Annotated in this window: 19 protein-coding genes; 16 read left to right on the plus strand and 3 right to left on the minus strand. The window is 54.1% G+C overall.

The annotated features are described in order from the left end of the window. Positions 1-9 precede the first annotated feature (9 nt). From KNP84_RS06100 to KNP84_RS06110, 3 genes are read left to right on the plus strand one after another with little or no spacing between them, the layout of a single operon-like run. Positions 10-1146 carry a cysteine desulfurase family protein gene (locus KNP84_RS06100; protein WP_021066921.1) on the plus strand — a complete coding sequence of 379 codons (1137 nt, stop codon included), beginning with the start codon at positions 10-12 and terminating at the stop codon, positions 1144-1146. A gap of 3 nt (positions 1147-1149) precedes the next feature. After that, positions 1150-2271 (plus strand): tRNA 2-thiouridine(34) synthase MnmA, encoded by a 1122-nt coding sequence (gene mnmA / locus KNP84_RS06105; RefSeq protein WP_021066922.1) that lies wholly within the window; start codon positions 1150-1152, stop codon positions 2269-2271. Positions 2272-2275: 4 nt separating this feature from the next. After that, the gene (locus KNP84_RS06110) at positions 2276-2941 is read left to right on the plus strand and encodes a tetratricopeptide repeat protein (protein WP_198922700.1); all 666 of its coding nucleotides are present in this window, start codon (positions 2276-2278) and stop codon (positions 2939-2941) included. 44 nt (positions 2942-2985) lie between these two features. On the opposite strand, the gene KNP84_RS06115 is transcribed toward KNP84_RS06110, so the two are convergent. From KNP84_RS06115 to KNP84_RS06125, 3 genes are all read right to left on the minus strand, one after another. After that, on the minus strand, positions 2986-3432 hold the full coding sequence (locus KNP84_RS06115) for a hypothetical protein (protein WP_021066924.1): 447 nt from the start codon (positions 3430-3432) through the stop codon (positions 2986-2988). Further along, positions 3429-3680, minus strand: coding sequence for a hypothetical protein (locus tag KNP84_RS06120; protein WP_131471111.1), 252 nt, complete (start codon positions 3678-3680; stop codon positions 3429-3431). The genes KNP84_RS06115 and KNP84_RS06120 overlap by 4 nt, the downstream gene beginning before the upstream one ends. Before the next feature lie 87 nt (positions 3681-3767). Beyond that, positions 3768-4316, minus strand: a complete 549-nt coding sequence (locus KNP84_RS06125; protein WP_021066926.1) for a VOC family protein — start codon at positions 4314-4316, stop codon at positions 3768-3770. Positions 4317-4432: 116 nt separating this feature from the next. Here KNP84_RS06125 and KNP84_RS06130 point away from each other — a divergent pair, with 116 nt between their 5' ends. From KNP84_RS06130 to fabF, 13 genes are all read left to right on the plus strand, one after another. Then, the gene (locus tag KNP84_RS06130) at positions 4433-5119 is read left to right on the plus strand and encodes a magnesium and cobalt transport protein CorA (RefSeq protein WP_021066927.1); all 687 of its coding nucleotides are present in this window, start codon (positions 4433-4435) and stop codon (positions 5117-5119) included. Between the two features lie 70 nt (positions 5120-5189). Continuing rightward, positions 5190-7397 (plus strand): SF1B family DNA helicase RecD2, encoded by a 2208-nt coding sequence (recD2, locus tag KNP84_RS06135; RefSeq protein WP_034797288.1) that lies wholly within the window; start codon positions 5190-5192, stop codon positions 7395-7397. A 310-nt stretch (positions 7398-7707) separates the two neighbouring features. Continuing rightward, positions 7708-10347, plus strand: coding sequence for an alanine--tRNA ligase (gene alaS / locus KNP84_RS06140; RefSeq protein WP_215114494.1), 2640 nt, complete (start codon positions 7708-7710; stop codon positions 10345-10347). Positions 10348-10384: 37 nt separating this feature from the next. Next, complete coding sequence (locus tag KNP84_RS06145) at positions 10385-10651, plus strand: IreB family regulatory phosphoprotein (protein ID WP_029595797.1); 267 nt, start codon at positions 10385-10387, stop codon at positions 10649-10651. 1 nt (position 10652) lies between these two features. Continuing rightward, positions 10653-11075 (plus strand): Holliday junction resolvase RuvX, encoded by a 423-nt coding sequence (gene ruvX, locus KNP84_RS06150; protein WP_029595796.1) that lies wholly within the window; start codon positions 10653-10655, stop codon positions 11073-11075. A gap of 13 nt (positions 11076-11088) precedes the next feature. Beyond that, entirely contained in the window at positions 11089-11388 is a 300-nt protein-coding gene (locus tag KNP84_RS06155; RefSeq protein WP_021066932.1) for a DUF1292 domain-containing protein, read from the plus strand. 71 nt (positions 11389-11459) lie between these two features. Beyond that, the gene (mltG, locus tag KNP84_RS06160; protein WP_215114495.1) at positions 11460-12602 is read left to right on the plus strand and encodes an endolytic transglycosylase MltG; all 1143 of its coding nucleotides are present in this window, start codon (positions 11460-11462) and stop codon (positions 12600-12602) included. Between the two features lie 66 nt (positions 12603-12668). Continuing rightward, positions 12669-13310, plus strand: coding sequence for an O-methyltransferase (locus KNP84_RS06165; RefSeq protein ID WP_201455024.1), 642 nt, complete (start codon positions 12669-12671; stop codon positions 13308-13310). Positions 13311-13326: 16 nt separating this feature from the next. Next, on the plus strand, positions 13327-13962 hold the full coding sequence (gene udk, locus KNP84_RS06170) for a uridine kinase (protein ID WP_021066935.1): 636 nt from the start codon (positions 13327-13329) through the stop codon (positions 13960-13962). A 67-nt stretch (positions 13963-14029) separates the two neighbouring features. Beyond that, on the plus strand, positions 14030-14503 hold the full coding sequence (gene greA, locus KNP84_RS06175) for a transcription elongation factor GreA (RefSeq protein ID WP_021066936.1): 474 nt from the start codon (positions 14030-14032) through the stop codon (positions 14501-14503). Between the two features lie 55 nt (positions 14504-14558). After that, on the plus strand, positions 14559-15263 hold the full coding sequence (mtnN, locus tag KNP84_RS06180) for a 5'-methylthioadenosine/S-adenosylhomocysteine nucleosidase (RefSeq protein WP_215114496.1): 705 nt from the start codon (positions 14559-14561) through the stop codon (positions 15261-15263). 75 nt (positions 15264-15338) lie between these two features. Continuing rightward, complete coding sequence (locus KNP84_RS06185) at positions 15339-16298, plus strand: beta-ketoacyl-ACP synthase III (RefSeq protein ID WP_215114497.1); 960 nt, start codon at positions 15339-15341, stop codon at positions 16296-16298. After that, positions 16295-17527, plus strand: a complete 1233-nt coding sequence (gene fabF / locus KNP84_RS06190; RefSeq protein ID WP_021066939.1) for a beta-ketoacyl-ACP synthase II — start codon at positions 16295-16297, stop codon at positions 17525-17527. Before KNP84_RS06185 ends, fabF begins: the two co-directional genes overlap by 4 nt. Positions 17528-17572: the final 45 nt, after the last annotated feature.

The following is a 17572-nucleotide window of genomic DNA, read 5'->3' on the forward strand; positions in this document are numbered from 1 at the left end:
TGAACGAACATGAACTACTTTGATCATGCCGCAACGACGCCGATGCGTCCGGAGGTGCTCGAGGCGATGACGCCGTATTTGCTCGAGCAATACGGCAATCCGTCGAGCATCCACGGCATCGGACGGACGGCCCGCGCCGCGTTAGACGCTTCACGCCGGACACTCGCCACGTGGATCGGGGCGACCTCTAACGAGATCGTCTTCACGTCGGGTGGGACCGAGTCGGACAATTATGCGTTGTTCGGCGCGGCGTACGCGAATCAACATAAAGGCAAACATTTGATTACGACGAAAGTCGAACATCATGCCGTCCTGCACGCGATGGAGCAACTCGAACGGGAAGGCTTCGATGTGACGTATCTCGATGTCGACGCGACGGGTGCGGTGACGCTTGAATCAGTCCGATCCGCACTCCGGGACGATACGATTCTCGTCTCGGTCATGTACGGCAACAACGAGGTCGGCACATTGCAACCGATTGCGGAAATCGGGGCGCTCCTCGCCGACCATCAGGCCTATTTCCATACAGACGCGGTCCAAGCGCTCGGCACGGAAACGATTGACGTCAAGGCGCTCGGTGTCGATTTATTGTCGGCCTCTGCCCATAAAATCAACGGCCCGAAAGGTATCGGTTTTCTTTTTATGAAAACAGGTGTAAAATTAGCGACGCGTTCTTTTGGAGGACAACAAGAACGGAAACGTCGAGCCGGCACGGAAAACGTTCCGGGTGCCGTCGGGTTCCAACAAGCAGCCGAACTGGCCAAAATCGAACGGGCCGAACGGGTGAACACGTATCAGCAAATGGCTGAGGCGCTCTTCGGGCGACTCGATGAACTTGGAGTCGAGTACGACGTGAACGGGGCGAATCGCTTGCCGCACATCGTCAACTTGTATCTCCCGGGCATCGAGCTCGAACCGTTCCTGATCATGATGGACATGCGCGGTTTTGCCATCTCGAGCGGCAGTGCCTGCACGGCCGGGTCGATCGAACCGTCACACGTATTGACGGCGATGTTCGGGACGTCGGAACGGACGAAACAGTCCGTCCGCATCAGCTTTGGACACGGCAACTCGGTCGAAGACGTGGAACGGCTCGCCGAACGACTCTCTGAGGTCGTCTCGACATTCACGAACGGAGTGAGATAACGAATGAACTTACGCACAAAAACCCCTGCTGAGACGACGGTCGTCGTCGGGATGTCAGGCGGCGTCGATTCATCGGTGACGGCCCATCTGCTGAAAGAGCAGGGCTATAACGTCATCGGAATCTTTATGAAAAACTGGGATGATACGGACGAGAACGGTGTCTGTACGGCGACCGAAGACTATGAAGATGTCATCGCGGTCGCGAACCAAATCGGAATCCCTTATTACGCGGTCAACTTTGAGAAAGAATATTGGGACCGCGTATTCGAATACTTCTTGGCCGAGTACCGTCTCGGACGGACGCCGAACCCGGACGTCATGTGTAACAAGGAAATCAAGTTTAAGGCGTTCCTCGATCACGCGCTTCGTCTCGGTGCCGACTTTGTCGCAACCGGGCACTACGCACGGGTCGAGTATGTCGACGGTGAGCATCGACTCCTTCGTGGGAAAGATGACAATAAAGACCAAACGTACTTCTTGAACCAGTTGTCACAAGACCAACTCGCGCGGACGATGTTCCCGATCGGTCATATGGACAAGAAAGACGTCCGTGTCATCGCCGAAGAAGCGGGACTCGCGACAGCGAAGAAAAAAGATTCGACGGGCATCTGCTTTATCGGAGAGCGAAACTTCAAAGAGTTCCTCTCGGAGTATTTGCCATCACAACCAGGCATCATGCAGACGCTCGATGGGGAACAAAAAGGAAACCATGACGGGCTCATGTATTACACGCTCGGTCAACGCCACGGTCTCGGCATCGGCGGCGACGGGGACCCATGGTTCGTCGTCGGCAAGAACGTCGAAGAAAATATCCTCTACGTCGGCCAAGGGTTCCATCATGACGCGCTCTATTCGGACGCGCTGCTCGCCTCGAAGTTGTCATGGACAGGTGCCGTCCCAACAGGTGAGTTCCGGGCTACGGCGAAATTCCGCTACCGTCAACAAGACGTACCCGTGACGATCGCACCACTTGAAAATGGCGAAGTGCTCGTGAAATTTGATGAGCCGCAACGCGCCATCACACCAGGCCAAGCGGTCGTCTTCTATGATGGCGACATCTGCCTCGGCGGTGCGACGATTGACGAAGCGTATCGAAACGGAAAACGACTCGACTATATCGGATGAGGTGATGATTTTGAACGCAAACGAATTAGGCATCCAAGCGATGCAACAAGGTGAGTTCGAACAGGCGGCCAAGCAGTTCAACGCTGCCATCGAAGCGGACTCAACCGACCCGACTGGTTACGTCAATATGGGTACGCTCCTACAAGCGATCGGTGACCATGAACGGGCCATCGTCTTTTACGATAAGGCGCTCGAACTCGACAACGCGTTCGGCGCGGCGCATTATGCGAAGGGAGCGCTCGCCTATGAGCTCGAACAGCTCGACTTGGCGGAGGCTTCGCTTCGTCAGGCGCTCCTTGCCGGGATGGACGACGCCGACCTTCATTTCATGCTCGGCTTGACGTACAAGGCGATGGGCGATTTCGTCCGGGCGTTGCCACGTCTTCGCGAGGCGATGAAGCAGGCGCCAGAAGACGTCGAGATTTCGTTCCAGTACGGGCTCGCGCTCGCACAGAACGAACAGCTCGATCTGGCCGTCGAAGCGCTCGAGCATACGCTCGACCTCGACGCGAGCCATACGGACGCCCGCTACAACTTGGCGATCGCTTACGCGTTCCTCGGAGAACAAGACAAGACGTACGCTGAACTCGAGCGCGTGCTCGAGTTGCAACCGGACCATGCGCTCGCGTATGACGCGAAAGCGAAAATGGATGAGCTGCTCGGTAACTAAATCAATAAAGCGCTTCTCGCAGTGTTTGCGAGAGGCGCTTTTTGTTAGTCCCAATAATGGAAGATGACGTTACCAATTGTTTCTGGTTCCCAATATTCGATTTCTCCGCGTTCCGCCTTGTTCAGAAACGGCTGTAGCGACAAATCGAACCGCTCATTCAACTCCGCCGCTGATGGGATTTGATATAAATCAGGAAACAAATCGGTCAGTTCGGGCACATCGATATACTCGTACTGAAACGGTTCATATTTTGAGATGCCGATGACGGGATAAACTCTGCTGAGCAGCACATAGATGCTACGTCCACGGATGGTGATGGTCGCTTGGTCATAGTTCGGGGTGACCGAGTCCCCGAGGATGATGCTACACGTCCCACCTTTACGACGGGCGTAATCGAAACAAACCGTTCGGAACGATTGATCATCGAACTCGGGGGCGGGGCAGTCGCCGTATGAAAAGCCGGTGATGCATTCTGGTAAGATGAGCGTCATGACGCCACCTCCCCGATGATCCAAACCGAAACATTAAAAATCGTCACGAACAACGCGCCGGTGAGCGCGATATAGCTCCACACGACGCCCGTTCCTGATTTGGTCCGGCGTACCCCATCCGTTAAGATGAGCAACATGGCGCCGAATGACAAAAACGATAAGGCGGCAAACGAAGTCGGCCGGTCGAGCGTAGGAAACGCATCGAACACGAAATAGAGTCCGAGCGTGAGAACGGTTAACCCAGTCATGATCAGAAGTGGGAAGAAACGCATAAAACACAACCTTTTCCATTTTCTCTCATCGTATCATGTGGGGTTGTCGAGCGTATACGTGAATCAGAGTTGCTTCGTCGTGATTTTTACGGGCTCGCCACCGAACTTCTCGTACGCCTCGTCCATGTTTTTCGTATACAGCTCGATGACGTTCTTGCTCGGGTCTTTAAAGTAGGCCGAGCGCTCTTTGCCGTTGACCGTCTCGTCTTCGTCCCACGTCCGGAGCTTCGTCGGGATGTTTGACGCCTCTAATACCTCGAGCGCTTGGTCGAACGAGTCCATCGGCACATAGAACGCGCAGTGGACGTGGGCGCCGCCCTCATCATAGAGCGTATCCCACTCGGTCACCTCTTCTTGCCGATTCGATTCTTCTTCCGATGTGAAATCACGTTTCAGCCAGAGGCCGAGACGGGTGTTCCCCCCGACATAGAGCCACGTCGCCCATGGTTCGTCCGCCTGTTCCTGTGCTTCGCTCGGCTCGGCATCGTCACCGACCCATTGTTCGACGACGGGAAGTCCGAGCTTGCCGTGCCAAAAGTCGACGGCCTCCGCCATATCGGTCACTTCTAACACGAGTTCACACAGGCCACTGATTGGAATACGTTTCGTCATACATAGTCCCTCCTTCATAGGTTCACTCGAACAGTTCCCGCTTTGATTCGACGAAAAACGTGCATAGCCGTCCAATTGTTCGGGAAATGGAATAACAATTGAGAGGGGAGAAGTGTATGCGATTGATCAGTCTGGTCAGTGTCCTTGTTTTTTTTATCATCGAATGGTTTATGCTCGGTCGTCTGTTTGCCGCCATCGACGAACGTTTAGCGACGGGCGAATGGACAAACAATCTGTTGTTCCGGGTCGTCGTCGAGTCGGAGCGGGCGTCGACCGTCCTGTTAGTCTTATTCGCGACGTTCTTCGTGCTCGGTATCATCATGCATTGGGTGTTGTCGACTCATCGCTCTTGGTCCGTAACGCTCGGGACGGTCGGGGTGGCCTGGGTCGTACCAGCCCTGCTCGCGATTGTGGCTTGGTTCATCCCAAATCCATACATCCAGCTCGCTATCATCGTGTTGCAGTTGTCGTTCATCCCGCTCATCCCGTTCGTCGGACAGACGGTGCGGCTTGGTCATGTCGTGCTCAACTGGGGCGTCCATGTCGTTGCCGCAGGTCTCGTGTTGTTGATTCAGCGGCCATCTTTGGAGCAATTGTTCCGCATCGAGCGGACCGAACTGTTCGAGCGGCTCGAAGGGTACGTCAATTCGGGCGAGTTGGAACGGTTCGAACGGTTGCTTGAAACCGTGGACTTAGATCAACTTGAACGAATCTTGAACCGAATCGACCTCGATCAACTCATTCAAATCTTGGAACGGGTCGACCTCGATCAACTTGAGCGTATCTTGAACCTGTTCAGTTAGGCGATTTGTCCTATCGTTTCAACTCGGGCTATAATGGGGGATGGAAAACTAGCTGGAGGTGGCTCGAATGATGGCAGCACCTTACGAGTTGACAGGAAAAGTCATCCGCGTCCTGTTTCAATCGGAAGAAGAAGCGCACACGATCGCGCTCGTACGTATAAAAGAAAAGAATTTTGAGACAGACGAGACCGAGATGGTCATCGCCGGTGTCGGCGTCGGCATTGAAAAAGGTGAGACATACAAAGCGCACGGGCGTCTCGTCGACCATCCCCGGTTCGGGAAACAGATGAAGGCCGAGTGGATTCGTCGTGTCGTCCCGATGACGAAGCGCGCGGCCGTCCGCTTTTTAACGAACGGTTCGTTCCCTGGAATCGGACAAAAGACGGCCCAGAAGATTGCCGACGCACTCGGAGACGACTGTATCGATCAAATCGTCAAGCATCCGAGCCTTTTGTCAAACGTCGACGGCTTGAAAGAGAAACAAGCTCGCGTCATCACCGAACGGTTGAACATCTTGTATGGGGTCGACCAGTTGCTATTGTTTTTGGCGCCGTTCGACGTGACACCGCGCCTCGCCTCAAAGATTCATAAAGAGTATGAAGGACGGGCGATGGAGACGATTGAAAAAAATCCATACGCCCTCATGTATGATGTCCCTGGTATCGGCTTCAAGACGGCCGATGCCATCGCCGCTCACTTCGGAATTCAAGGGATTCATCCGGAACGGATTGCTGCGGCCGTGTTATACGTGCTCGAGCTCGAGCAAGGAAACGGGCATTTGTTCGTCACGGCCGACCAACTCGCGAACGAGATGCCGCGCATCATCGGCGGCGACCCGGGTGAGGCACTCGTCTCGGCGCTCGAGACGCTCGCGAACGATGAGCGAGTCATCGTCGAAGACGGGGTCGTCTATCATCCGCGCGTGTACCGGGCCGAACAAAAAGCGGCCGAAGAACTCGCGCGCATCATGTCGACCTCGACGACAGAAGACGTCGATATGACGACGATTTTCGATGCGGTCGGACGCGTCGAAGAGATGTTCTCGATTGAGTATGCGAAACAACAACGAGAAGCGATTGAACTCGCTTTGAAGTCGCCGCTCATGGTACTCACCGGTGGACCGGGTACCGGGAAGACGACCGTCGTCCGCGGCATCATCCACGCGCTCAGCGATGTGTTCGATTGGAAGCTCGAACCGGTACAGAATCAACCGTTCCCGTTCGTGCTCGCCGCACCGACCGGACGAGCTGCGAAACGGCTCAGTGAGTCGACGGGCTTACCGGCGTCGACGATTCACCGCCTCTTGAAGTTCGATGGCAGTTCGTTCCAAGTCGATGACACGAATCCGCTCGTCGGAAAAGTGCTCATCGTCGATGAGGCGTCGATGATCGATATCTTCTTGTTCCGAAGTCTGCTCCGGGCCGTGCCGAACGGGATGAAGATTCTCTTCGTCGGGGACCGGGATCAATTGCCTTCGGTCGGACCGGGCCAAGTGCTCGCCGATTTGATGGCGACCGACGGCATCCCGGTCGTCCGCCTTGATGTCGTTCATCGGCAGGCGTCCGAGTCGAGCATCCTGCGCCTAGCGCACGCGCTCAACGCGAAACAGATGCCGGACGATTTGCTCGCGGCGCTGCCGGACCGCCGCTTCTATACGGCTAACCAAGAGACGGCGCTTCAAGCCATCTGCCAAATGGCAGGGGCCGCGCTACGAAAAGGCTATTCACCGTTCGATATCCAAGTGCTCGCGCCGACGTACCGCGGGGTATGCGGCATCGACGGCTTGAACGAGGCACTTCAAAACGTGTTCAATCCGAAATCGGCGGCCCGGGAAGTGAAGCACGGCAACCGGACGTATCGAAACGGGGATAAAGTGCTCCAACTCGTCAATAATGCCGAGGAGAACGTCTACAACGGCGACATCGGCGAAATCACGAATATCTTTTACGCCAAAGAAAACGTCGACAAGGTCGATAAAATCTATATCCGTTTCGATCAAACCGAGGTCGAGTATAACCGGAGCGAATGGGACCAATTCACCCACGCCTACGCCATCACCATCCATAAGTCGCAAGGGTCCGAGTTCCCGATCGTGCTCATGCCCGTCTTCTTTAACGGTGGCTTCCGCTCGTCGCGCAACTTAATTTATACGGCCGTCACGCGGGCGAAGAAGAGCCTGCTCTTGTTCGGGGACGTGCGTGCGCTCGAGGCGGCGACACGGGAAGAGGAACCGGTGCGCCGGACGAAACTCGTCGAGCGGCTAGGCGGCAAGTCTTGACGTCTCCCGATTGACGTGTGATAATGACCAATAGAAAACTGAAACGATTAAAGACGATGAAGGAAATGAGTACGTCGTAACCGCCTCACCAGAGACATCTTCCTAGGCTGTGAGAAGATGGGGGTCCGGTCGACCGAAGCTAGTCTGGAGTCCCCACTCACCCTGGGCGCCTCATCCGCGTTATCGGATGTTCGAGGCACGGCTTTGCCGTGCGAACGAGGGTGGTACCACGAAGCGATGCTTTCGTCCCTTTCCACAGGGATGAGCATCGCTTTTTTTCGTTTCGTTTAAACTGAAGGAGGAATTGTTGATGAAACCGCTCAAACCATTAACTGGCGCACAGATTCGCCAAATGTATTTAGATTTCTTCAAATCAAAAGGACACAGTGTCGAGCCGAGTGCCTCGCTCGTACCGGTCGAGGATCCGACGCTTCTTTGGATCAACTCAGGTGTCGCGACGCTTAAAAAATACTTCGATGGCCGCGTCATTCCTGCCAACCCCCGCATCGTCAATGCGCAGAAGTCGATTCGGACGAACGACATCGAGAACGTCGGGAAGACGGCTCGTCACCATACGTTCTTCGAGATGCTCGGAAACTTCTCGGTCGGGGACTACTTCCGCGAAGATGCGATTAAATGGGGCTGGGAACTCCTCACGAGCGATGAGTGGTACGGACTCGATCCGGACCGCCTGTCGGTGACGATTCACCCGGAAGATGAAGAAGCGAAACAAATCTGGCTCGCACTAGGCGTTCCGGCTGACCGCATCATCCCACTTGAAGAGAACTTCTGGGAAATCGGGGAAGGCCCGTCTGGCCCGAACACGGAAATCTTCTTCGACCGCGGACCGGCGTTCGGCGACGACCCGACGGATCCGGAACTATACCCAGGCGGCGAGAACGAACGCTACCTTGAAATCTGGAACATCGTCTTCAGTCAGTTCAACCATGACGGGCACGGGAACTACACCGAGCTCCCACGGAAAAACATTGATACAGGGATGGGTCTCGAGCGGATGGCGAGCGTCATGCAAGACGTGCCGACGAACTTCGATACCGATCTGTTCATGCCGATTATCCGTGAGACAGAAAAAATCAGCGGCGAGGCGTATCGCGCCGACAACAGCAAAGATGTGGCGTTCAAAGTCATCGCCGACCATATCCGGACCGTATCGTTCGCGATTGGTGACGGGGCCCTCCCGTCGAATGAAGGCCGTGGCTACGTCCTTCGTCGTCTGCTCCGCCGTGCCGTTCGCTATGCGAAGATGCTAGGGATCGAACGTCCGTTCATGTATGAGCTCGTCGACGTCGTCGGTGACATCATGGTCGACTTCTATCCGCAAGTCCGTGAGAAGAAAGACTTCATCAAGAAGGTCGTCAAGAACGAAGAAGAGCGTTTCCACGAGACGCTTCATGACGGTCTTGCCATTTTGAACGAAGTCGCGAAAGCACAGAAAGCAGCCGGTTCGAACGTCATCAGCGGAGAAGATGCATTCCGTCTTTACGATACGTACGGTTTCCCGCTCGAGTTGACGATTGAGTATGCTGAAGACCATAACCTCTCAGTCGACGAGGACGGCTTCAAACAAGCGATGAACGCCCAGCGCGAACGTGCCCGGACAGCCCGCGCCGACGTCGAGTCGATGCAAATCCAGTCAGGCGTACTCGCAGACATCACGCTCGCGTCATCATTCGTCGGTTACACGAACCTCGGCACGGAAGCAAAAATTATCAGCTTGATTCACGATGGTGAGCTCGTCGACGTCGTCGCAGCAGGCGAAGAAGCGCAAGTCATCCTCGACCAGACGCCATTCTATGCAGAGAGCGGCGGACAAATCGGTGACAAAGGCCAAATCGTCGGGTCGGACTTCGTCCTTCACGTGAAAGACGTCTCGAAAGCACCGAACGGCCAAAACTTGCATACGGTCACGGTCACATCGGGTGTCGCCAAGGCAGAGGTCGCGGTGACGGCGACAGTCGACTTCGACTCACGTCAAGCGATTATCAAAAACCACACGGCGACGCATTTGTTGCATCGCGCGTTGAAAGACACGCTCGGTGAGCACGTCAACCAAGCGGGTTCACTCGTGACACCGGATCGCCTCCGCTTCGACTTCTCGCACTTCGGTCAAGTGACAGCTGAAGAGCTTCAGTCGATCGAGCGTCAAGTGAACGAACGCATCTGGGCGTCAATCGCTGTTGATATCGAAGAGATGAACATCGCCGACGCGAAAGCGAAAGGTGCGATGGCGCTCTTCGGTGAGAAGTATGGGGACGTCGTCCGCGTCGTCGCGGCCGGTGACTCGGTCGAGCTTTGCGGTGGTTGTCACGTCGGCAACACGGCTGAAATCGGACTCTTCAAAATCTTGTCGGAGTCAGGAATCGGGGCCGGTACACGTCGCATCGAGGCAGTCACAGGCGCTGGGGCTTACGAAGTGATGAACCAGCATATTGAGACGCTCGAGACGGCAGCGAAACTGCTCAAGACAAAACCGCTCGAAGTGCCGACACGTGTCCAAGCGCTTCAAGCTGAAATGAAAGAACTCGAACGCGCGAGCGAATCGCTCAAAGCGAAGCTTGCGAACATCGAAGCGTCGTCCCTCACTGACGCCATCGAAACGTTCGGCGATGTCCAATTGATTGCCAAACGCGTCGACGGACAAGACATGGACGCGCTCCGTGGCATGGTCGACGAATTGAAAGGCAAGCTCGGTTCAGCCGTCATCTTGCTCGGTTCGGCGAACGGCGACAAGGTTAACCTCGTCGCAGGGGTGACGAAAGATTTGAACGACCGTGGCTTCCATGCCGGGAAATTGATTAAAGAAGTGGCAACACGTTGCGGCGGTGGCGGTGGAGGCCGTCCTGACATGGCACAAGCCGGAGGCCGTGACGCGACAAAACTGGACGAAGCATTGAAGTTTGCTTCACATTACGTTCAATCACTGGCATAATAGAATGTGAAGTGCAAACGGAAAGAGGTGGATTCTTGTGAGCCAAATGGATCGCACGATGCAATTCAATTTTCCAGAAGATGATAATCGAGCCAACACTCGGGAAACGCTGATCACGGTGTATCAAGCACTCGAGGAGAAAGGCTACCAACCGATCAATCAAATCGTCGGATACTTGTTGTCAGGTGACCCTGCCTACATCCCGCGTCATAACGATGCGCGAAACTTAATTCGCAAAATCGAACGAGATGAGCTGCTCGAAGAGCTGGTCAAATCGTATTTGAACGATCGTAGAGAGGATTAATATGAAGCGAGTCATGGGGCTCGATGTCGGTTCGAAGACGATTGGGGTCGCCGTGAGCGACCTCATGGGATGGACGGCACAAGGTGTGGAGACGGTCTACTGGACCGAGCCGGACTTTGACGAAGCCGTCCGCCTGCTTCAACCGATTATTGAGCAGTACGATGTGAAAGAAGTCGTTGTCGGTCTTCCGAAAAACATGAATGCGACAATCGGACCTCGGGGCGAGGCGTCACAGGCGTTTGCCGCGGCCCTCACCGAGGCGACCGGTTTGCCGACGGTTCTCGTCGACGAGCGTTTGACGACGATGCAAGCGGAGCGGATGCTGATTTCAGCAGACGTCAGCCGAAAAAAGAGAAAGGCCGTCATCGATAAGATGGCAGCCGTCATGATTTTACAAAACTACCTGGATCGCGCAGGCAAATAAGGAGGAATTACGTATGGCAGAACTTAGCCGTAACGAAGAAGAAATGTACCGAATTCCAGATGAAAATGGAGACGAGCATTTATTCGCAGAAATTTTCCGTATGACGAGTGACCGCACGAACAAGACGTTTGTCGTTCTTGAGCCGGTCGGCAACCCGGAGACGGAAGACGAAGATACAATCGAAGTATACGCGTTCGAAATCGAAGAACTTGAAGATGAAGAGTTCGTCTTGAAGATCGTCGAAGACGACGCTGACTTCGAGGAAGTCATGGAAGCGTTCGATATCGTCAATGACGAAGTTGGATTAGACTAATACGTGGGCGGGCGACTAGGGGAAACCCTCGTCGCCCATCTTCATAACAGAAGAACAGGGGAGAAATGCGCATGAACCATCCATCGATGTTTGATGAGAAGCGTGCACGTAACCGGATCGTTCGGCGAATTACGGTCATCATCCTTGCTGTCTTTCTTCTAGTTATCGCCACAGGTGCCGCGGTGTCGTATGCGTTCGTGAAACGATCGCTCGAACCCGTCGACCCGTCTTCGACCGAATCGGTCGAGGTCGAGGTTCCACTCGGTGCAGGTTCAGGGTACATTGGCGAACTACTCGAAGAGAATGGGCTCGTGAGGAATAGCACGATTTTCCGTTTTTATACACGATTTAAAAATGAATCATCGTTCCAAGCGGGGACGTATACATTGTCTCCGTCACAGTCGCTTGACGAGTTGATCGCCACGCTGAAAACTGGGAAAGTCATCGTTGTCCCGGATATCAAATTGGTGATTCCGGAAGGCTTTACAATCGATCAGGTCATCTCACGTCTCGCTAAAGTTGCAGAAATCCCGAAAGAAGAGATTTCGGCCCAACTGAGCGACGAAGAGTATATCCGCTCGCTCGTCAATGAGCATGAGATGTTGACCGACGAAGTACTCGCTGATGGGATTTACCATCCGCTCGAAGGTTACTTGTTCCCGGCCACGTATGAGTTCGACAAAGGTGTCACACTCACACAGATCATCGATGAGATGTTGAAGCCGACCGAACAGCTCTATCTCGAGTATGGGGATGCGGTTAAAGCGTCGGGACGTACGTTCCATGAGACGCTTGCGCTCGCCTCGGTCGTTGAGAAAGAGGCCGTGTCGACAGAAGACCGGCAAGAGATTGCCGGCGTGTTCGAAAACCGTTTGGCCGATGGCATGAAGTTGCAGTCTGACCCGACCGTCTGGTACGGCACAGGGGAGACGTCAATTTTCACATCGTTCAACGACCTTGAAAACGACTCGCTCTATAACACGTACCGCTACGAGGGCATCCCGATTGGGCCGATTGCTTCGGTCAGTCGTGACGCACTCGTCGCCACACTCAATCCGAACGATACGGATAACGTTTATTTCTACGCTCGACCACCGCGCGAAGGGTTCCCGAACGGGGAAGTCTTGTTCGAAGTGGAATATGATGCGCACCAACAAAACGTGAACAAGTACCGTCCGGAGTGGGAAGCGTTCGAAGAAGCAAACAACAATTGACGGATATGCGACCGGAAGCCTTGGCTTCCGGTCGTTTGAATGAATAGAGAGGTTGAGGTGTACGACGTGGAACATTCATCCTATGAAGGTTACGTGGAGAACTTGGTCACGCCACGGTCCCCGCTGTTAGCGGAGATGGAGGCGTTCGCGAAAGAACATCACGTGCCAATCATGGACTTGACCGGTTCAGAAGTGCTGCTGTCACTCCTCGCGATGCAACGTCCGAAGCGCATCCTCGAGGTCGGGACGGCCATCGGCTACAGCGCGATTCGCATGGCCGAACTGTTACCGGACGCTGAAATCGTCACAATCGAGCGGAATGCACGACGGCACGAAGAGGCGCTCAGTTTTATCGGACGCTCGGACGTATCGGACCGAATCACCGTCATTCATGGGGATGCGGTCGAGTTAATCGGGACGATCGAAGGAGAATTCGATGCGGTCTTTATCGATGCGGCCAAAGGTCAGTATCAAAAATTCTTTGATGGGTATGGCGCTTTAGTACCAATTGGTGGTACGATTTACAGCGATAATTTATTTTTACGAGGGGACGTCCTGCTCGAAGACGTGTCGGTACTTGACCGTCGTCGTCGCCGTCTCGTCCGTCTCGTGAAAGAGTTTACTGAGCAATTGATGGCACGGACCGATTATCATACTGCAATTTTGCCCCTTGGTGATGGCCTAGCAATCAGTCGTAAATTACGATGAGGAGGACTTAACTTTAATGCAACATAAACCCGTCATTATCGGCGTGGCCGGGGGGACCGGATCAGGCAAGACGACCGTGGCCCGCGCACTCGTAGATGCGTTCGAAGGACAATCGGTCGTCATGATCGAGCAAGACGCGTATTATAAAGACCAGTCAGAGATGACGATGGAAGAACGGTACAAGACGAACTATGATCATCCATTCGCGTTCGATAACGATCTATTGATCGAACAGATTAAACAACTGCAAGAACATAAGGCCATCGAGAAGCCCGTCTATGACTATGCGGCACACACGCGTTCGGATCAGACGATTTTGATCGAACCGGTCGATGTCGTCATCGTGGAAGGTATTTTGGCGCTCGAGGACGATCGTCTCCGCGACTTGATGGATATTAAAGTATTCGTCGACACGGATGCGGACGTCCGCATCTTGCGCCGGATGCAACGTGATTTGAACGAGCGGGGCCGGTCAATCGACTCGGTCGTCGCCCAGTACACGAACGTCGTCCGGCCGATGCATCTTCAATTTTGTGAGCCGACGAAACGCTATGCGGATATCATCGTGCCTGAAGGCGGAGAGAACTTTGTCGCCATCGATTTGCTCGTGACGAAGATTCGCTGGGTACTCACAGAACGTAACCGCGCGTAAGGGAAATAAATCGTTTTCAATTTAACCTAGCTGTAATATACTAGGAGACAATGAAGGAGTGACAGAAATGGCTGAAAAACAACATTACATGACGTTAGACGGAAAAGCGAAAATCGAAAATGAATTGAACGAACTGAAGACGGTGCGCCGTAAAGAAGTCGTTGAGAATATTAAGATTGCCCGCGATTTCGGAGACTTGTCTGAGAACGCTGAATATGATGCAGCGAAAGAAGAGCAGGCAATGGTCGAAGGACGAATCGCTCAACTTGAAGAGATGCTTCGTAATGCAGTCATCATCAAAGATGATGTAGCTGACAACTCGATGGTCGCGATCGGGAAGACCGTGACGTTCTTCATTCAAGAAGATAACGAGAACGAGACGTATACGATTGTCGGTGGCGCCGAGGCTGACCCGTTCACAGGGAAAATCTCGAACGAATCACCGATTGCGAAAGCGCTCCTCGGCCGTACGGTCGGAGACGTTGTCAACGTCCAAACGCCAGGCGGCGACATGGTCGTCGAAATTAAAGAAATCAAATAACACAAACGAGCGACTTCCGCATGGATGTCGCTCTCTTTCTGAGGAGGCAATTATAATGAAAATCGGAATCATTGGAGCGATGGAAGAAGAAGTGAACTTGCTCCGCAACGAATTGACAGAACGAACGGACACTGAAATCGCCAACTATCACTTCTATGAAGGCTACCTCGGCAACGTCGAAGTCGTCATTTTGAAGTCGGGAATCGGGAAAGTGAACGCGGCCATCGGCACGACACTATTAATCGACAAGTTCAAACCGGATGTCGTCATTAATACGGGTTCAGCTGGCGGCTTTAAAAAAGGGATGAAGGTCGGCGATGTCGTCGTCTCGACCGAAGTCCGGCACCATGACGTTGACGTGACTGCGTTCGGCTACGAGTACGGACAAGTGCCAGGCATGCCGGCAGCGTACACGGCTGACGCTCATTTGATTGATGTCTGTAAAGAAGTGATTGAGAGCCTCCATGATGTGAACGTCCATACGGGCCTAATCGTGACAGGTGACTCGTTCATCAACGACTCGAAGCGTGTCGCCGACATCCTTGGCCATTTCGAAGGCGTCGCGGCCGTCGAGATGGAAGCCGCACCGATCGCACAGACGTGCTATCAGTTCGGGATTCCGTTCGTCGTGACCCGTTCGATCTCGGACAGCGCCGATGAGGAAGCGAACTTGTCGTTCGACGAATTTTTGGAGACGGCATCGATCAACTCGGCGAAAATGGTCATGGCCGTCACGAAACGACTCGGTCAAAGTGAATAATCGAGAGGGATGCGTTGACATCCCTTTTTTATTCCCTTATATTAGTACCAGATACTAAGAATAGGGGTCATCAATATGAACATTGGAATCATTGGGATCGGTTCGTTCCTTCCGGATAACCGGATCACGAACATCGATTTGGAAAAACGAATGGATACGAGCGACGAATGGATTCGGACCCGCACCGGGATCGAGGCACGACATTTGGCCGACGCCGACTTGAGTGTCGCCGATATGGCCACACACGCTGCCGAGCGGGCGCTCCAAAGCGCAGGTGTCTCGATTGAAGACATCGATGCGATTATTTGCGCGACGGCGACGGCGCCATCGTTCCCGGCGACGGCTTGTCTCGTCCAGGCCAACCTTGGAGCCAAGCAAGCGGTCGCTTTCGACGTCAGTGCCGCCTGTAGCGGCTTCATCTTCGCGATGGATACGGCGAAGAGCATGATGCTCGCGAAAGGCTTGAAACGGACGCTCGTCATCGGGGCCGAGAAGATGGGCAACCTCATCGACTGGGACGATCGCTCGACCGCCGTCTTGTTCGGTGACGGGGCAGGTGCCGTCGTCCTCGGTGAAGACGAAGTGGCCGCCATCGATTCGATCGTGCTCGGCAGTGATGGGACAGGCGGAAAGTTCTTATATGAGAATGAAGAAGGTAAAATCGTCATGAACGGACGTGAAGTATTCAAATTCGCCGTTCGTAAAATGCCAGATATCGTGCTAGAGGCGCTACAAGGTGCCGGGAAATCGATTGATGACCTGGACGTTCTCGTGCCGCACCAAGCCAACCGTCGCATTATCGACGCGGCGATTGAACGGCTAGGGCTTCAAGAAGAAAAAGTCGTCGTCACGATTCAAGACCATGCGAACACGTCAGCCGCTTCGATTCCGCTCGCTTTGGCCGAAGCGGTCAAGCACGGTAAGATTTCAAACGGTCAGACGGTCGTCGTCGCCGGATTCGGCGCCGGGCTCACATGGGGAGCGAGTTGTCTAACATGGAATAACGCTAACATCACGGAGGAGATTAACGCATGAAACGAGTAGTCATCACAGGATTAGGAGTCGTTTCCCCACTCGGGAACGACGTTACGGCAATGTGGGAGCGACTGTTGAACGGGGAAAATGCAGTCGATACGTTAACGAAGATTGATATTAGCCAGTATCCGGCGAAAGTCGGGGCAGAAGTCAAGGAATGGAACATCGATCACTTGGTCGAACCGAAAGAAGCGCGTAAGATGGATTCGTTCATCCAATACTCGATTTTAGCCGCTGACGCCGCACATCGGGATAGCGGTCTAGATGTGAAAGCAATCGCGGACGACGTCGGGATTTGGATTGGAAGTGGCATCGGTGGTGTCGAGACAATCGACAAACAAGCGAGCATCTTGCATGAGCGTGGGCCACGTCGCATCAGCCCGTTCTTCATCCCGATGATGATTCCGAACATGGCGAGCGGTCAAGTCTCGATTTATCTCGGAGCGAAAGGACCAAGTAACTGTTCGGTCACGGCTTGTGCCTCTGGGACGAACTCAATCGGGGAAGCGTTCAAAGTCATTCAACGTGGCGATGCGCTCGCCATGTTCGCGGGCGGAGCCGAGGCACCGATTACACCGCTCTCGTTCTCAGGATTCTGTGCCAACAAGGCGTTGTCGACGAATCCGGACCCGAACACGGCGTGCCGTCCGTTCGATGCGAACCGTGACGGTTTCATCATGGGTGAAGGCGCGGGCGTGCTCGTTCTCGAGGAATATGAGCATGCGAAAGCGCGTGGAGCCAAAATGTATGCGGAAGTCGTCGGGTACGGTATGAGCTCGGACGCCTACCACATCACGGCACCGTCACCGGAAGCGGAAGGCGGCTCGAAAGCGATGAACGAGGCACTTCGGGACGCGGGGATTCGTCCAGAAGACGTTCAATATATCAACGCTCACGGGACGAGCACACCGCTCAACGATATGTTGGAGACGAAAGCCATCCACAACGTCTTCGGGGAGCACGCGCACAACTTGGCAGTCAACTCATCGAAATCGATGATCGGGCACTTGCTCGGTGCTGCCGGCGGAGTCGAGGCCGTCATCACGGCGCTATCGATTCATGAGGGACGGATTCATCCGACCATCAACTGTGAGACACCGGCAGACGATTGCGATTTAGATTATGTCCGTGACGGAAATCGGGAACTTGATATCCAGTACGCACTCAGCAACTCACTTGGCTTCGGAGGCCATAACGCGACGCTCGCGTTCGCGAAAGTAAACGACTAATAGTAGAAAAAAGTGGCAAAAACGGGTAGGGTATAAGGGTTGAGC

The organism is Exiguobacterium sp. s70, assembly GCF_018618315.1.
GTDB classification, from domain to species: Bacteria; Bacillota; Bacilli; order Exiguobacteriales; family Exiguobacteriaceae; genus Exiguobacterium; species Exiguobacterium chiriqhucha.

Coding starts and splice junctions, on each gene's coding strand:
- alaS (WP_215114494.1), top strand. CDS start 7,708: ATGAAACCGCTCAAACCATTAACTGGCGCACAGATTCGCCAAATGTAT.
- KNP84_RS06130 (WP_021066927.1), top strand. CDS start 4,433: ATGCGATTGATCAGTCTGGTCAGTGTCCTTGTTTTTTTTATCATCGAA.
- KNP84_RS06115 (WP_021066924.1), bottom strand. CDS start 3,432: ATGACGCTCATCTTACCAGAATGCATCACCGGCTTTTCATACGGCGAC.
- KNP84_RS06120 (WP_131471111.1), bottom strand. CDS start 3,680: ATGACTGGGTTAACCGTTCTCACGCTCGGACTCTATTTCGTGTTCGAT.
- KNP84_RS06155 (WP_021066932.1), top strand. CDS start 11,089: ATGGCAGAACTTAGCCGTAACGAAGAAGAAATGTACCGAATTCCAGAT.
- KNP84_RS06185 (WP_215114497.1), top strand. CDS start 15,339: ATGAACATTGGAATCATTGGGATCGGTTCGTTCCTTCCGGATAACCGG.
- KNP84_RS06125 (WP_021066926.1), bottom strand. CDS start 4,316: ATGACGAAACGTATTCCAATCAGTGGCCTGTGTGAACTCGTGTTAGAA.
- mnmA (WP_021066922.1), top strand. CDS start 1,150: ATGAACTTACGCACAAAAACCCCTGCTGAGACGACGGTCGTCGTCGGG.
- KNP84_RS06110 (WP_198922700.1), top strand. CDS start 2,276: ATGATTTTGAACGCAAACGAATTAGGCATCCAAGCGATGCAACAAGGT.
- KNP84_RS06100 (WP_021066921.1), top strand. CDS start 10: ATGAACTACTTTGATCATGCCGCAACGACGCCGATGCGTCCGGAGGTG.
- ruvX (WP_029595796.1), top strand. CDS start 10,653: ATGAAGCGAGTCATGGGGCTCGATGTCGGTTCGAAGACGATTGGGGTC.
- mtnN (WP_215114496.1), top strand. CDS start 14,559: ATGAAAATCGGAATCATTGGAGCGATGGAAGAAGAAGTGAACTTGCTC.
- udk (WP_021066935.1), top strand. CDS start 13,327: ATGCAACATAAACCCGTCATTATCGGCGTGGCCGGGGGGACCGGATCA.
- fabF (WP_021066939.1), top strand. CDS start 16,295: ATGAAACGAGTAGTCATCACAGGATTAGGAGTCGTTTCCCCACTCGGG.
- recD2 (WP_034797288.1), top strand. CDS start 5,190: ATGGCAGCACCTTACGAGTTGACAGGAAAAGTCATCCGCGTCCTGTTT.
- mltG (WP_215114495.1), top strand. CDS start 11,460: ATGAACCATCCATCGATGTTTGATGAGAAGCGTGCACGTAACCGGATC.
- greA (WP_021066936.1), top strand. CDS start 14,030: ATGGCTGAAAAACAACATTACATGACGTTAGACGGAAAAGCGAAAATC.